The 15,076-nt window shown below is 68.0% G+C and carries 16 protein-coding genes; 9 read left to right on the top strand and 7 right to left on the bottom strand.

Annotated elements, in window-relative coordinates; all coding sequences use genetic code 11:
* Positions 1 to 78 precede the first annotated feature (78 nt).
* Complete coding sequence (locus EV643_RS26795) at positions 79 to 594, top strand: flavin reductase family protein (RefSeq protein ID WP_133802917.1); 516 nt, start codon at positions 79 to 81, stop codon at positions 592 to 594.
* A gap of 166 nt (positions 595 to 760) precedes the next feature.
* Entirely contained in the window at positions 761 to 2,524 is a 1,764-nt protein-coding gene (locus tag EV643_RS26790) for a VanW family protein (RefSeq protein WP_133802916.1), read from the top strand.
* 115 nt (positions 2,525 to 2,639) lie between these two features.
* Here EV643_RS26790 and EV643_RS26785 read toward each other — a convergent pair whose 3' ends face one another.
* Together EV643_RS26785 and EV643_RS26780 are read right to left on the bottom strand one after the other, a co-directional pair.
* Positions 2,640 to 3,080: a type II toxin-antitoxin system PemK/MazF family toxin gene (locus tag EV643_RS26785; protein WP_133802915.1), complete on the bottom strand. Its 441-nt coding sequence runs from the start codon at positions 3,078 to 3,080 to the stop codon at positions 2,640 to 2,642.
* Positions 3,081 to 3,091: 11 nt separating this feature from the next.
* Complete coding sequence (locus EV643_RS26780) at positions 3,092 to 4,021, bottom strand: GNAT family N-acetyltransferase (RefSeq protein ID WP_133802914.1); 930 nt, start codon at positions 4,019 to 4,021, stop codon at positions 3,092 to 3,094.
* 115 nt (positions 4,022 to 4,136) lie between these two features.
* Between EV643_RS26780 and fdxA the strand changes: the two genes are divergently transcribed.
* Positions 4,137 to 4,463, top strand: a complete 327-nt coding sequence (gene fdxA / locus EV643_RS26775; protein ID WP_131285641.1) for a ferredoxin — start codon at positions 4,137 to 4,139, stop codon at positions 4,461 to 4,463.
* 102 nt (positions 4,464 to 4,565) lie between these two features.
* Here the strand turns inward: fdxA and EV643_RS26770 are convergent, their stop codons facing one another.
* Positions 4,566 to 5,537: a VldE C-terminal domain-containing protein gene (locus tag EV643_RS26770; protein WP_238165823.1), complete on the bottom strand. Its 972-nt coding sequence runs from the start codon at positions 5,535 to 5,537 to the stop codon at positions 4,566 to 4,568.
* A 169-nt stretch (positions 5,538 to 5,706) separates the two neighbouring features.
* A complete protein-coding gene (gene dapD, locus EV643_RS26765; protein ID WP_133802912.1) occupies positions 5,707 to 6,648 on the bottom strand; it encodes a 2,3,4,5-tetrahydropyridine-2,6-dicarboxylate N-succinyltransferase in 942 nt (313 codons plus the stop codon).
* Positions 6,649 to 6,794: 146 nt separating this feature from the next.
* On the opposite strand from dapD, the gene EV643_RS26760 reads away from it, so the two are divergent.
* Genes EV643_RS26760 through EV643_RS26750 form a run of 3 tightly spaced genes read left to right on the top strand, consistent with a single transcriptional unit; the run spans position 6,795 to position 8,931 of the window.
* On the top strand, positions 6,795 to 7,649 hold the full coding sequence (locus EV643_RS26760; protein WP_133802911.1) for a phosphotransferase family protein: 855 nt from the start codon (positions 6,795 to 6,797) through the stop codon (positions 7,647 to 7,649).
* Positions 7,646 to 8,539, top strand: coding sequence for a Rossmann-fold NAD(P)-binding domain-containing protein (locus EV643_RS26755; protein WP_133802910.1), 894 nt, complete (start codon positions 7,646 to 7,648; stop codon positions 8,537 to 8,539). Before EV643_RS26760 ends, EV643_RS26755 begins: the two co-directional genes overlap by 4 nt.
* 41 nt (positions 8,540 to 8,580) lie before the next feature.
* Positions 8,581 to 8,931, top strand: a complete 351-nt coding sequence (locus tag EV643_RS26750) for a hypothetical protein (protein WP_133802909.1) — start codon at positions 8,581 to 8,583, stop codon at positions 8,929 to 8,931.
* 139 nt (positions 8,932 to 9,070) lie between these two features.
* Here the strand turns inward: EV643_RS26750 and EV643_RS26745 are convergent, their stop codons facing one another.
* From EV643_RS26745 to EV643_RS26735, 3 genes are read right to left on the bottom strand one after another with little or no spacing between them, the layout of a single operon-like run.
* Positions 9,071 to 10,069: a LacI family DNA-binding transcriptional regulator gene (locus EV643_RS26745; RefSeq protein WP_133802908.1), complete on the bottom strand. Its 999-nt coding sequence runs from the start codon at positions 10,067 to 10,069 to the stop codon at positions 9,071 to 9,073.
* A gap of 49 nt (positions 10,070 to 10,118) precedes the next feature.
* Complete coding sequence (locus tag EV643_RS26740; protein WP_133802907.1) at positions 10,119 to 11,123, bottom strand: ribokinase; 1,005 nt, start codon at positions 11,121 to 11,123, stop codon at positions 10,119 to 10,121.
* Entirely contained in the window at positions 11,120 to 11,740 is a 621-nt protein-coding gene (locus EV643_RS26735; RefSeq protein ID WP_133802906.1) for a KpsF/GutQ family sugar-phosphate isomerase, read from the bottom strand. Before EV643_RS26735 ends, EV643_RS26740 begins: the two co-directional genes overlap by 4 nt.
* 213 nt (positions 11,741 to 11,953) lie before the next feature.
* Between EV643_RS26735 and EV643_RS26730 the strand changes: the two genes are divergently transcribed.
* Genes EV643_RS26730 through EV643_RS26720 form a run of 3 tightly spaced genes read left to right on the top strand, consistent with a single transcriptional unit; the run spans position 11,954 to position 15,070 of the window.
* Positions 11,954 to 13,318 (top strand): ABC transporter substrate-binding protein, encoded by a 1,365-nt coding sequence (locus tag EV643_RS26730; protein ID WP_133802905.1) that lies wholly within the window; start codon positions 11,954 to 11,956, stop codon positions 13,316 to 13,318.
* Positions 13,318 to 14,280 carry a carbohydrate ABC transporter permease gene (locus EV643_RS26725; RefSeq protein WP_133802904.1) on the top strand — a complete coding sequence of 321 codons (963 nt, stop codon included), beginning with the start codon at positions 13,318 to 13,320 and terminating at the stop codon, positions 14,278 to 14,280. Before EV643_RS26730 ends, EV643_RS26725 begins: the two co-directional genes overlap by 1 nt.
* Complete coding sequence (locus tag EV643_RS26720) at positions 14,270 to 15,070, top strand: carbohydrate ABC transporter permease (protein WP_133802903.1); 801 nt, start codon at positions 14,270 to 14,272, stop codon at positions 15,068 to 15,070. Before EV643_RS26725 ends, EV643_RS26720 begins: the two co-directional genes overlap by 11 nt.
* The last annotated feature ends 6 nt before the right edge of the window (positions 15,071 to 15,076 follow it).

Raw genomic sequence — 15,076 nt, 5'->3', positions numbered from 1 at the left:
TGGCCGCCGGCGTCGGACGTGAGCGGTTCCACACGGTGGGTTGAGGCATCAACCAGTTGCGCGATCTAGGCTGCTGGGGTGACGTCGGAACCCAGTGGCACCATCGCCCCCGGGGATTTCCGTTTGGCGCTGGGCCGGTTCGGGTCGGGGATCACGATCATGAGCACGTTGCAGGCCGGGGTGGCGCACGCGATGACGGCGAACGCGTTCACCTCGGTCTCGCTGGATCCACCGTTGGTACTGGTCTGCGTCGACAAAGGCGTCCGGATGCACGACGCGGTGCTGGACTGTGGGTACTGGGCCGCCTCCGTACTCGCTGCGAGTCAGCAACCGATCGCGGAGCGTTTCGCCCGGTCGGGGAGAGACCTCTACAGCCAGTTCGACGGGATTCCCACCACGGCAGGGCCGAAGACCGGCTGCCTGCTGGTCACGGGTGCGCTTTCGTGGTTGGAGTGCCGCACGTGGGCGACGTACGAGGGCGGCGACCACACGATCGTGGTCGGCGAGATCCTCAGTCTGGGCACGAACGAGGCCGCTGACCCCGTCGCACTGATGTACTACGCGGGGCAGTACCGCGAACTCCCAGGTGAGTAGCCGAACTTTTCGGCGCCTTCCGGAGTCGAACCTCCGAGTGCCTGGCGGAGACGTGGTCCGCTGGGGAATCCCGGGGCAACCTGGGGAACTCCGGGGCAGGACGATGCCGGTCCGTCCCGTAAGATGTGCCGTCTGGCGTCGGTAACGAGCAGGAGGACTCTGTCCGGTGGGGAGAAAACAGCTCGCGGGGATCATCGCCGCGGCAGGGTTCGGCGTGCTCGTGGTCGCCTATGGTGTCACGTTCGCGGTGACCGGAGACAAGGTCCCTGGGGACACGACGGTGCTGGGGATTCCGCTCGGCGGACTGTCCCAGGAGGAGGCCAAGGCCAAACTCGAGGCGGGGCTGAAGGACCGGCGGAACCAGCCGATCAAGCTGACCGCCGGCGAGACGACGTACCAGGTGAAGCCGGCCGACGCCGGGCTCAGCCTGGACGTGGACGCGACCATCGCCGAGGCGGGCGCCGGGCGCAGCCTGAGCCCGGCCCGGATGTGGCAGGTGCTCACCGGCGGTAACGCGATCACGCCGGTGGTGAAGCGGGACGAGCCGAAGCTGAAGGCGGCCGTCGACCGGCTCGCCAAGCAGGTGAACCGGACGGCCACCGAAGGCACCATCACGTTCCCCGACGCCAAGGCCGAGCAGCACCCGCCGGCCGACGGTCTGAAGCTGGACAACGGCAAGGCCACCGACACATTGGTCGCCGCCTACCCGTCCGACGGCAAGGCCAAGGACCTCCCGGTCAGCGTGACCAAGCCGCAGGCCGGGACGGAAGCGATCGAGAAGGCGATGAAGGAGTACGCCGAGCCCGCGATGTCCGGCCCGATCCGGCTGACCGTCGGCGACAAGGGTGTGAACCTGCAGCCGTCCGATCTCGCGCCCGCGCTCAAGCTGGTCGCGAAGGACGGCGACTTCACCCCGAGCCTGGATGCGAAGAAGCTCGAACCCCTGTTCCAGGAGCGGTTCAAGGACCTGGAGACGCTGCCGAAGGACGCGACCGTCCAGATCGTCAACGGCAAGCCGCAGGTAGTCCCCGCGGTCGACGGCCAGGTCGTTGCCCGGGACAAGGTGGTGCCCGCGATCCTGTCGATCCTGCCCAAGCCGGAAGGCGACCGGAGGGCGGCGGTCGGGCTGGCCAAGTCGAAGGCCGAGTTCACCACCGAGCAGGCGCAGGCCCTTGAGATCAAGGAGATCATGGGCGAGTTCACCACCCGGTTCCCGTACGCGGAGTACCGGAACGTGAACATCGGCACCGCGGCCCGCAAGATCAACGGCACCATGCTGAAGCCGGGCGAGACGTTCAGCCTGAACAAGATCGTCGGCGAGCGGACCAAGGAGAACGGCTTCACCGAGGGCAACATCATCAACGGCGGCAAGTTCGTCCTCGACCTCGGCGGCGGCGTCTCCCAGTCGGCCACCACCACCTTCAACGCGGCCTTCTTCGCCGGGCTGAAGGATGTCGAGCACAAGGCGCACAGCGTCTACATCAGCCGCTACCCGATGGGCCGCGAGGCGACCGTGGCGTGGCCGTCGGTGGACCTGAAGTTCCTGAACGACTCCGGTCACGGGCTCCTGGTGCAGACGCTGTTCTCGGCGTCCACCCCGGGCAAGCAGGGCAGTATCACGGTGAAGATCTGGGGTACCAAGGTCTGGGACATCACCGCCGGCCAGTCCGCGAAGTACAACCCGCGCGCGCCGAAGGTCGTCTACAGCCAGGACCCGAAGTGCCGGACGCAGGCGCCGACCGCCGGGTTCGACATCAAGATCTACCGGTACTTCGCGAAGAACGGCGTCCGGGTGAAGACCGAGTCCTTCACCACCAACTACAACGCCGCCGACGACATCCGCTGCGGCCCCAAGCCCGGTACCAAGCCACCGGGGACCCCGGAAACGCCGCCCCCCACCCCCGCCAGCACCAAACCCTCCACCAGTTGAGGGTTGCCGCCCACCGACCTGCCGTTCATTCGTCACCATTTCACCCGCGACACAGCTCGATCGACTGGGCCGCGGCCTAGGTGGGTGAAAAGGTGACGAATGAACGGCGGGCGGTTCAGGCTCCTCGGTGGAGGGTGTGGAGTTCGGCGGCGACCTGGGCGAACAACTGCTCGCCGATCGCGGCGCCCTCGCGACGGACCTGGCCCGGGTCGATCCGTAGTACCCGGTCCAGCCGGACCTCGCTGCTGCGGCCCTCCCGGTCCCACGGACCGCTGCCGATGTCCAGCCAGACCCGTCCCCAGCGCGCCTCGTCGGCGGCGTCCCGGTCGTGGTCCTGGCTGGTCAGGATCAACGCGAGCAGGTACGGCCCGTCCGACCCGACCACCAGCACCGGGCGGTCCTTGCCCCGGTTGTGGTCCTCCTCGAACGGCACCCAGGTCCAGACGATCTCGCCCGGATCCGCGACCCCGTCATCCGGGTGCGGCGTGTACTCGACCTGCACCGTCCCCTCGAAGTCCCCCGCGTACTCCGGCCGCTCCGCCACATGGTCCGCCATGACGCCCGACCTTAGCGAATGGTCAGGTACCTGTACTTGTACGCCGTCTGGTAACCGAGATTCGTGTACGTGGTCAGCGCGGCCACGTTGTCCTCGACGACCTCGAGGTAACTCCGCCGCCCACCGAGCGGCCCCGCCCACCGCGTGATCCCCTGCAGAACCGCTGTCCCCAGTCCCCGACGCCGGTACGCCGGGTCGACGCGGACCGCGTCCACCGCCACCCAGTGACCCGTCATCGAGCCCCGGCCGACGGCAACTAACTTGCCGTCCAGTGATACCGAGGCGAAGACCACCTTCGGAGCACCCTCCATCACGGCCGGCGCGGCCGCGGGCACCTCACCCTCGAAGGCCGTCCCGTACCAGGCGGTGTCCGGCCGATCCGTGAGAGTCACCTCGTACGCCGGTTCCGCGTTCACCAGGTCCAGCGTGGTGTGCATGACGAGGACGTCGGCCTGCTCCGGTCGCGCATCGGTCCAGCCGAGCCGGCGGAACTCCTCGTCCTCCGGGCTGCCGAGCCGGATCAGGGCCAGCGGCGGCAGTTCCCGCTCCTCGTAGAACGTCTGGGCATGCTTGAGCGCGTCCTCGACCGGCATCCCCGGATCGCCTGCGGGCAACAGCGAATTGCCTCGCCCCGTCCAGCCCGATGATGCCCGCAGCAACCACTGCCCGACGTACTGGGTCTCGACGGCGGGCCGGCCGAGCGCGGTCGTGAGGAAGAGTTGCTCGACGTCGACCGGGCGCAGCGGCATCGGCGGGATCGGCTTCGCGGCGGCCACATCGGTCAAACGGATCCGGTACGGCGTACTGTCGGAGTGTCGGACCACGAGAGCGTCCGAATCCAGCGAATGTAACGCGCCGATGACATCGGTCAACTGCCCGCCGGGCAACCGGTGGCGGACCACGACACGGTGGCCGATATCACGGGCACTGAGGCCTGACACGATGCGGACTCCTGGCAGAGTGGGCGAAGTACTACCGTGATACTAGAGACACCGAGCACCATCGCACCGCAGCATTCCAAGTCCGCTGCGCTTGCTGGCCATAGGAGGAGTACCAGTGACTTACGTCATCGCGCAGCCGTGTGTTGACCTCAAGGACCTCGCTTGCGTCGAGGAGTGCCCGGTCGACTGCATCTACGAGGGCAACCGGATGCTCTACATCCACCCTGACGAGTGCGTCGACTGCGGAGCGTGTGAGCCGGTCTGCCCGGTCGAGGCGATCTACTACGAGGACGACACCCCGGAGCAGTGGAAGGACTACTACACCGCGAACGTCGACTTCTTCAACGACCTCGGCTCCCCGGGCGGCGCTTCGAAGATGGGCAAGATCGACAAGGACCACCCGTTCATCGCCGCCCTGCCGCCGCAGGAACACGACGAGTGATCCCCCCTCGGCTGAGGGCGTTTTCGCGCCGCTCGGCCGAACCAGTACGCCCTGAGCGGCTCCTGTCCCCGGACAGGAGCCGCTTTTCTTTTGAAGTCTGTCTCAGTCCTCGATCACGTCGACGTGGACGTGGTCCAGATGGCGGAGGGTGTCGGTGTTTCCGGCTCGTTGCGGTGGTGTGTAGTCGCGCCAGCCGTTGTCCGAGCGAGAGCCCGCGGTCCAGATCTTGTCGCTGAAGATGACGGTGCGGATCTTCAGCCGGTCGGCCTGGGCGACGAGGTACTGGGCCAGCGCCCAGCCCCTGGTGGTGTTCGCGGCCGAGATCGGCTTGACGAAGATGTCGACCGCCCGGCCGTCGTAGTGCGCCGAACCCTCCATGTGGCCGGTGGTGATCCCGCCCGCCGCGTACCCACCGGTGGAGAGCTTGCCGTACGTCTTCACCAGATCCTTGCGGACCGCCTCCGCGCGTGGAGTCAGACCGTTCGCACCCATCGACTCGACCTGCTGCGAGTCGGTGTCCACGGTGCAGCTGAATGTGCCCCTGGACTGACCGGTCAGCGCCGAGGCCAGAATGCGTGCGTCGTCCTCGTGATCGGCGTATGCGTTCGGGAAAGCACTGCGTTGCACGCGGTCCGCGGCGACCGTGACCTCGAGCTGCTGGTAGTTCTTGATCTTCACCAGCGCGTCGTAGAACTTCCACGCCGCGTAATGCGGATCGCGGACCTGTGCGGGGGTGCCCCAGCCCTGCGACGGCCGTTGCTGGAACAGGCCGAGTGAGTCCCGGTCGCCGTGGTTGAGGTTGCGCAGATCCGATTCCTGGTACGCCGTCGCCAGGGCGATCGTGACGGCCCGGGGAGGCAGAGCGCGCCGTACTGCGACGCCGGCGATGATCGCGGCCGACTCCGCCTGCTCCAGGTCGAGCACGACGGTGCTGCCGTTGACGGTCGCCTCGCACTGCTCGCTGGGCGGGATCAACGGACCCATGCCCTTGCCGCTGAGCGAGGCGATCCCGGCCGCGACCGCGAGCCCGAGGGCGGCAAGCGCACCCACGGCCACGATCACGCCCCGTTTCATCGGCATACCGAGCCCAACGTGCGGGACCGTGTCCCGGGTTCCGTGTCCTCGATCACGAAAGGGTTGACGACGAACCCGCCTGATTGGTTGGCGCGCGGTGCCGGATGACGGTTGGCGTGCGGTGCTAGATCGCGAAGGCGCGCCTGCGGTCGGCGTACGGGGGGCAGGGTCACGCGTTGGCGTGCAGGGCTTCGTTGAGGGTGATGCCCTGGCCCTGCCGGGGACGTGCCTCGACCGCGCCGGTGACGGAGTTGCGGATGTAGAGCAGTCCAGGCTGGCCGGAGAGCTCGCGCGCCTTGACCACGCGGCCGTCGGGCAGCGTCACCTTGGTCCCGGCCGTCACGTAGAGCCCCGCCTCGACCACGCAGTCGTCGCCGAGGGAGATCCCGGTGCCGCCGTTCGCGCCGAGCAGGCAGCGCTTGCCGATCGAGACGACCTGCTTGCCGCCGCCGGACAGCGTGCCCATGATCGACGCGCCGGCGCCGATGTCGCTGCCGTCGTCGACCACCACACCGGCCACGATCCGGCCCTCGACCATCGACGTGCCGAGCGTGCCGGCGTTGAAGTTCACGAAGCCCTCGTGCATAACCGTGGTCCCCGCCGCGAGGTGCGCGCCGAGCCGGACCCGGTCCGCGTCCGCGATCCGCACGCCGGACGGTACGACGTAGTCCGTCATCCGCGGGAACTTGTCCACACTCGTCACGCTCAGGTGCAGACCGGCCGCCCGGGCCCGCAGCCGGACCTGCTCGACCTCTTCGACCGGGACCGGGCCGTGCGACGTCCAGGCGTTGTTCGGGAGTGCGGCGAAGATGCCGTCCAGGTTGAGACCGTGCGGGCGAACCAGGCGGTGCGAGAGAAGGTGCAGCCGCAGGTATGCGTCCGCCGTGTCCGCCGGCGCCTGGTCCAGCGCGATCTCCGCCCGCACGACGACCCGGCGTACCTGGCGCAGCTCGTCGTTGCCCTCGGCGGCGATCAGCTCGGCCGGGGCCTTCGCACCCTCGGGCGCCTGACCCAGCTCGGGCGCGGGGTACCAGACGTCCAGGACGGAGCCCGATTCGGTCACGGTCGCCAGGCCGAAGCCCCAGGCGTAGGTCGCGGCAGTCTCACTCATACCCCAAGCCTGCCAGACCACCCCACCCCGCCCTGCCCCCGCCCACGCCCCTGGACACCCCACCCCGCCTGCCTGCAACTCCGGTGCGTGGTTGGGCGGGTTCGTGGTGTACTGGCGGACCGCCCGCATTCTCCGGAGGTTCGCGCATGTCCCGCCCGGTCTGGCTCGAGGCCGTCGCCGCAGCTGTCCTGAAATCCACCAAGGCGCCGGATCTCGAAGCGCTCAGCGGGGAACTCCTTCGCCAGTGGGGCTCGTCCGAGGTCTGGCGGTTGTCGTTCGGCCTGCGGAGCGTGATCGTCAAACGCGGCACCGACACCCAGTACGCCGAGGCCGCGGCGTACGAGCGGTTCGTGAAGCCGATGCGCATGCCGGCGCCCGAGCTGATCGACCTCACCGACTCCGACGGTGCGGCCGTCCTGGTGCTCGCCGACGTCGGCCGCAGCACCCTCGAACAGGAGCCGACCCTCGACGGATTCCTCGCCGCGGCCGAACTGCTGGCGGAGATCCGATCGAAGCCGGTCGACGAACCGAGCGAATTCCACTTGGACGAGCTGGCGGCCATCGACCCGCTCGGCGAAACACTGAAGCAGAAGCTCGTATCCCGTGCCGGCCCCGCGCTGGACGCGTTGCACCGCGAAGCACCCGTGGTCGTCGTACACGGCGACTTCGTCCCGAAGAACCTCGTCACCGACGGCCGCCGCTGGACCGCGGTCGACTGGCCGAACGCCTACCTCGCCCCACACCTGAGCGACCTCTACACCCTGACCCGCGACGCCGTTGCCCTCGGCCACGACCGCGACGCGATCGTTGCCCGCTACATCGATGCATCCGGCAACGACCCGGACCTGGTACGCCGCCAGCTCGGCCTCGGCGGGATCGGTTTCACCCTCCGAGCGCTGCACTGGATCGTCAACGAGGGCCGCCGCACCGTTCCCGAGTCGAAGGAATGGATCGATCCACTGGTCGCCGAGCTGGCCGAACTCGTCGAGGAGCTGCGATGAGATTGCTCGTACTCGGCGGGACCAAGAACCTGGGCCGCCATCTGGTGGAGTCCGCCTTGCGCGACGGTCATGAGGTGACGCTCTTCAACCGCGGCCGCACCAATCCGGACCTGTTCGGCGACGTACGCCGGATCGTGGGCGACCGCGCTCAACCGGATGCTCTTGCGGCGGGGGAGTGGGACTCCGTGGTCGACATGTCCGGGATCCTCGTCCGCGACGTACGGCGAAGTGCCGAGGTGCTGCGGGACCGGGTCGGGCACTACACGTTCATGTCGTCGATCGCTGTTTATGCGAGCAAGGTGATCCCGGGGCAGACCGAGGCGGCTGAGTTGCTGTCGTGGCCGATCGGCGCGCCGGAGGACGAGTTCAGCATGGAGCTGTACGGGCCGTCGAAGGTCCGGTGTGAGCAGGTGCTGACGAGTGTGTTCGGGCCGGCGACCTCGGCGATCCGGTCCGGGTTCGTGGTCGGGCCGTACAACCCGGATTTCGGCAACTGGGGCGAGGCGCTCGCGACCAGCGGGACGCTGGAGTGCGCTGCGCGGCCCGATCAGCCGATCCAGTTGATCGACGCCCGCGATCTGGCCGACTTCTTGTTGCACGTCACGGTGACGAAGGCGTCGGGGCCCTTCAACGCGGTCAGCGGGACTCTCCCGATGGCCGAACTACTCGACGCCTGGCGTTCCGTCGTACCAGAGCAGCTCCCGATCAACTGGTCCCCTCCGACCGACCGCTTCCACCTACCCCACGACGGCTCAAACGACGGCACCTTCCAACTAGACAACTCCCGAGCCCGCACCGCCGGCCTCAACCTCCGCCCGCCGGAGCAGACGGCCCGCGACTACATCACCTGGATCCGCACCGGCAACACCCCACCACCCCCACCACATTGACCCAAGGACCTGCCGCAACACGACCCGGCGGTGCTCGGGACGTGGTGGCCAACTTCGGGCATGTCCGTGGGTTTCCGCACCAGGAGACGCTCGGGTACCTGGCGAAGAAGAAGGCGAACCAGGCTGGGTGGATGCCGTGGGAGCTGCTGCGTGGGCGGCCAAGGTTTCTGGGTGCCGGACAGCTGGACGGTCTGCAGGCCGCGGATCAGTACGCCGGGATGTTGCGGGCGGCGCTCGAGCCGGATGAGTTCGGGGGGTTCGAGGCGCACCATCTACTGGCGGTTCGACACCAGTTGCGGCGGGTGGACGGCAGGTCTTGGGGGCACGGCTTCAACGTGCTGGCGCAGCGGGTGATGGAGTCGTACCCGTGGTGGCCTGGCGGCGGGCTTTGAGGGGGAAGGACGAGGCCTTCGATGGTCCGGAGCGCCGCAGCCGGTGGAACCGGAAGGGTCTGGCAGCAGACCTGGCGTTCTCTCCGCGGCCATCGAAGGCCTCGTGATCCTGAGCCTACCAGTTTCAGGTTGGCGTGGGTCAGGGTTTGGGGGCTGAGGTTGAGCGGATGTGGAGTTCGGTGCGGAGGGTGACTGTGGAGGGTGGGCGGCCGGGGGAGGCGATTCGGTCCTTCAACAGCAAGCCGGCGGTGCGGCCCAGTTCGTAGGTGGGCTGGGCGACGGTGGTGAGGCTGGGGACGACCAGGTCGGCCCAGGGGATGTCGTCGAAGCCGACCACGGCGATGTCGTCGGGTGCCCGGAGGCCGCGTTTCGCCAGGCATTCGAGCGCGCCGACGGTCATCAGGTTGTTCGCGGCGAAGAGCGCTTCAGGGGGTTCGCCCAGCTCCAGCAGGCTCTCCATCGCGGCGAACCCGCCGGCCTCGCGGAAGTCGGCGTGCCGGACCAGGTCCTTGTCGTACCGGATCCCGCCGCCACGCAGGGCCGCGCGGTATCCGGCCAGCCGGTCCATCGCCGTACTGACCCGCCGGGGCCCGGTGATACAGGCGATCCGGCGGTAGCCGCCTTCGATCAGGTGGCGTACGCCTTCGGTGGCGCCGTGTTCGTTGTCGACCAGGACGCTGTCGGCCTCGACGCCCTCGACCCGGCGGTCGATCAGCACCATCGGCGTCTTCGCCTCTGCGAGCACCTGGACGCCATCGGCGGTCGACGTCGGCGAGATGACCACACCGGCCATCTGCTCGGTCAGTACCGCGGACGCGTACGCCGCCTCCTTGGCCGGATCCTCGTCGGAGTTGCACAGCACGACGTGGTAGCCCTCGGTCTGCGCGACGTCCTCGAGGCCGCGGACCAGCGAGGTGAAGAACGGGTTCTCGATGTCGGAGATGACCACGGCCCAGAGGTTGGTACTCGCCTTCCGCAGGTTCCGGGCCACGCCGTTCGGCCGGTACCTGAGCTCGGCGACCGCGGCGCGGACCTTCTCGGACAGCTCGGGGTCGACGTTGCGCCGCCCGCTCAGCACCCGGGAGACGGTGGCCGGAGACACGCCGGATCTACGCGCGACGTCGTAGATCGTCGTCATGCTCGCTCCCCGTTTGAGGCCTGCTTGCCGTCTGGACGGCACTAGCGTCTCACGAAGGTGGCGGTCCGACGGGAAAGCGTGACGCGTCAGCTGGCTCCGGAACCTCCGCGTCAACGCCGGCATCAACACCCGCGTCCAGCAGGGCCAGGGCGGCGGCCCGATCCGGGGCCGAGGCCGCTGCCCCGTCGACCGTCGTCGACAGCGCCCCGGCAGCGTTTGCCAGCCGTACTGCGTCCGCGAGCCCGGCCCCCTCTGCCAGCGAGGCCGCGAGCGATCCACAGAACGCATCCCCGGCCCCGACTGTGTCCACAGTGGCGACCTTGTACGCCGGCACGCGAACCTCGAGCTCGGCCGAACGATCCAGCACGAACGCACCCCGCGACCCGAGCGTCACCACACACCCACGCAGATCCCACTCGTCGGCGAGCTTCCGGGCGATCACCGCCACCTGCGAGTCGTCGCAGTCGAGTCCGGTGAGTGCAGCGGCCTCCACCTCGTTCGGGACCAGGATGTCGACGAACTCCGCCAAAGACGGATCGACCGGTCCGACCGGCGCCGGGGTGAGGACCGTCGTCACACCCGCGGTCGAGGCGAGCCGGAGGGCAGCCCTACTCGCCTCGACCGGGAGTTCGAGTTGGACACTGAGGACGCGGCTCCCGGTCAGTACCTCGCCGGCGGCCTCGATGTCGTCCGGGGTGATCGCCGCGTTCGCCCGCGACACGATGATGATCGAGTTGCTCCCGTCCGGCAGCACCAGTGGCAGGCCCACGCCGGTCCCGAGCTCGGGATGCCGGACCACCCAGCCGGTGTCGACGCCGTCGGTCTTCAGCAGCTCGAGGAACTCCTCGCCGTACCGGTCGTCGCCGATGGTGCCGACGATCGCGGTGCGCGCTCCCATCCGGGCCGCGGCGATCGCCTGGTTCACGCCTTTGCCGCCGAGGAACTCCGCGAAACCCGTTCCGTGCAAGGTCTCGCCCGGGAGCGGTCGCCGTTCCGCGCTGGCCACCAGGTCCTTCATGAACGACCCGAGCACGCACACGTCGTACCGGCTCATGCCTGGTCTCCCAGCAGCTTTCGGCCGAGTGCGCCCGATGGGTGGAACTTCGCGAAGTCGTGGTGGGTGAAGTCCCGCAGTACGACGAGGGCGCAGGCGAGCGCGTCGCCCATCACCAACGCGGCGGTGGTCGACGCGGTCGGGGCGAGGTTCAGCGGATCGGCCTCGCGCAGCACCATCGTGTCGAGCGTGTACGGCGCGAGCTTGGCCAGGGTGGAGTGCTCCGCGCCGGTCATCGCGATCACGGGGATGCCGCGGTCGGCCAGCATCCGGGCGAACGCGCACACCTCGGCCGTCTCCCCGGACGCCGACAACGCGAGCACGAGATCGCGCGAGGTCACCGCGCCGGAGTCCCCGTGCAGCGCGTCGCCGGAGTGGATGAAGGTCGCCGGTGTCCCGGTCGAGGCGAGGGTGGCCGCGATCTTCCGGCCGACCAGACCGGACTTGCCGAGTCCGGTGACGACCAGGTGCCCTTCGCAGGTCGCGACCGCGATCAGTACGTCGAGGAAGACGCCGTCCAGCCGATCGGCCAATGCGGACACAGCCGCGGCCTCGGTCTCGATCGCGTTCCGAGCCGCCGCCAGCCCTTCGGTGACGAGGTCTCGTGGTACGGGCATCCTCGACCTGCTTTCGGTCTGTAGTCAGAAATCGATTTCCGCAGCGTAGGCAGCAGGGCGAGAAGTGTCAACGCCTGCATGTTGTTCAAAACAAGGCGGCTTGCTCGATCTGATCAAACTTCCCGGCCGTCGACTCTTGACCGTTCCCGGCGCTCCTCGTAGATTGCGAGAAATCGATTGCCCGCCGGACACGCACACCCCCTGGAGCTTCTGATGTCCGCAGATCCCTTTCTCAACCGGCCGATTGGCCGCCGTTCTGTGCTGCGCGGTGGCCTCGGCGCGCTGGCGGCCTCGGCCTTCGCCGGACCGCTGCTGACCGCGTGCGGAGGTGACTCCAGCGGTGGCGGCGACGGCAAAGAAATGTCGTTCTGGAACTTCTACGGACCGGCCGACGACAACGGCCCGCAGAGCAAGTGGTTCGTCTCCCTCGCCGAGCAGTGGAACGCGAACAACGACGTCAAGGTCGAGCTCCGCTACATCCCGGGCAAGGAGTATCTCGGCGGCAACGTCTTGCAGACGGCGTTCCAGGCCGGCCAGGGCCCGGACATCTTCCTGATCAGCCCGGGCGACTTCCTCCGCTACTACAACGGCGGCGTGCTGCAGGACCTTTCCGCGCAGCTGTCCGACCAGACGAAGGCCGACTACCTGCCCGGCATGCTGGAGGCGCGCAGCGTCGACGGCAAGATCTACGGACTGCCGATGGAGATCGAACCGCTCGCGATGTACTACAGCGAGGCCGCGTTCGAGAAGGCCGGGCTGTCCGAGGCGGACCTGCCGAAGACCTGGGACCAGACCCTCGCCGTCGCGCAGAAGCTGACCGGCAAGAACAAGTACGGCGTGATGTTCGAGACGGCGCCCGGGTACTACCAGAACTTCACCTGGTACCCGTTCCTGTGGCAGGGCGACGGTGCCGTGATCAAGGACGGCAAGGTCGCCTTTGACACGCCGGCCGCGGTGCAGGCGCTGAAGTTCTGGCAGGACACGATCCAGAGCAAGGTGGCGCCGCGCAAGGCCCTCGGCGGCGGCGGTGGTGACGTCTTGGCGAACCTGGGCGCGGGCGCTGCGGCGATGCAGCAGAGCGGCATCTGGGCGGTCTCGGACATGCGCGCCAAGGGTCAGAAGACCAAGTACGGGATCATTCCGCACCCGACCCCTGAGGGCGGCAAGCAGGCCACCGACCTCGGCGGCTGGGCCTTCGTGGCGAACGCGAAGGGAAAGAACCCGGAGGCGGCGGCCAAGTTCATCGCCTGGGCGCTCGGGTCGACCGATGCCGAGGGCGTCGAGCGCGGCCGGCAGTGGAACACCGTGGTCAAGACCAACGTGCCGCCGCGCAAGTCGGTGCAGCAGGCCGCGGACAGCCAGGGCGCGTTCGCCGAAGGCGTGCTGAAGAAGTTCGTCAGCGAGATCGCCCCGACCGGTCAGCCCGAGCCGCGGTTCCCACCGGAGGTGTACCAGCCGATCGCGGACGCGATCCAGGCCTGCCAGCTGAACGCGACTGATCCCGGCAAGGCGGCGGCCGACGCGGCCGAGAAGATCGACACCTTCCTGAAGACCTACCAGGGCGCGCCCATCAGCTGATGGCTACCACAACAGCACCTCGCTCCAAGCCTCTGGTGAAGGCTGGGACGCCAGGGGAGAAGCAGAAGCGGTCGTTGACGCGGAAGCAGCGCGAGGCGGTAGCGGCGTACGCCTTCCTCGCGCCCGACGTGATCGGCCTGCTGGTGTTCGTCGCGTTGCCGATGGTGCTCGCCTTCGCGGTCGCCCTGTTCAAGGTGGACGGCTTCGGCAACTACCAGTACGTCGGGCTCGCCAACTACAAGCTGATGGGCTCGGACGATCAGCTGCTGGCATCGCTGAAGGTCACCGGAACCTACGTGATCACGTACGTGCCGATCGCCTTCGTGGTCAGTCTCGCGCTGGCCATGCTGGTCCGGAACAAGTTCAAGGGTATCGGCTGGGTCCGCTCAGCGTTCTTCCTGCCGAACGTTGTCAGTCTGGTCGTTGTCGGCCTGCTCTGGCAGTTCCTCCTGGTGGACAAACGGGGCGCGATCTCGAGCCTGCTGGCGCCTTTCGGTCTGGAGGACGTGTCGTTCCTCGGCACGCCGTCCCTGGCGCTGGGCACCTACGTGGTGATCAGCGTGTGGTTCATCATGGGCTACCAGATGCTGGTGTTTCTGGCCGGGCTGAAGGACGTGCCGAAGGAGCTGGAGGACGCCGCTCACATCGACGGGGCCGGCTCATGGCAGCGCTTCCGCTACGTCATCTGGCCGTTGCTCCGCCCGACCAGCTTCTTCGTGGTGGTCAACTCCACGATCGGCGCGGTGACCGGGCTGCAGGCCTTCGACCTGGTTTACGTGCTCACAGCCGGTGGCCCGGCCCGGTCCACCAGCACGGTGGTGCTCTACATCTACGAGCAGGCCTTCACCTTCAACAACATCGGCTACGCAACAGCGCTCACCACCGTGGTTGTCGCGTTGCTGGTGATCTGTACGGGTCTCATGTTCGCGCTGACCCGGGGAGGTCGCTTCGATGAGGAGTAGGTTCGTTCTTCCAGTGCTCGCGCACGTACTGGCGTTGATCGCGGTGGCGCCGCTGCTGTGGGTTCTGGTCAGCGTGTTCAAACCGGCCGAGGAGGTCTTCGCCTCGGGGTGGCCGTCGACGTGGACGTTGGACAACCTGCGGTATGTGCTGCTGAAGGTTCCGCTGCCAAGGTTCATGCTGAACAGTGCGCTGGTGTCGGTGGTCGTCACGATCATCGCGTTGTTCTTCCACTCGATGGCGGCGTACGCGCTGGCTCGGCTGCGGTTCCCGGGTCGCGGGATCATCTTCTCCGCCATCATGTCGACGCTGCTCGTCTCGCTGCCGGTGATCCTGGTGCCGCTGTTTCTGGTGGCCAAGCAGCTCGGCCTGCTGGACAGCTACGCCGGACTGATCGTGCCGAGCATCTTCCATGCCTTCGGCATCTTCCTGCTGCGGCAGTACTACCTGAGCATCCCGCGCGAGCTGGAGGAAGCGGCCGACCTGGACGGCTGCGGGTACTGGCGGCGTTACTGGAGCGTCATCCTGCCGTTGAGCCGGCCGGTACTCGCTTCCTTGTCCGTGCTCTTCTTCCTGGCCAACTGGAACGCGTTCCTCTGGCCGCTCACGATCACGCGGAACCCGGACCTGCGGATGATCCAGCAGGGCATCGCCGGCATGCAGGGCCAGTACTCCTCGGCCTGGAACCTGATCCTCGCCGCCGCCGTGATCGCGGCGATCCCGACCGTCGTGGTCTTCGTGGCCGGCCAGAAACGCCTGGTCGACGCGATGAAGACCACCGGCCTCAAGTGAAAGCAG

It is taken from the genome of Kribbella caucasensis, from assembly GCF_004361855.1.
In the GTDB taxonomy this organism is placed as follows: Bacteria; Actinomycetota; Actinomycetes; order Propionibacteriales; family Kribbellaceae; genus Kribbella; species Kribbella caucasensis.
This window is presented reverse-complemented; position numbering and strand designations above follow the sequence as displayed.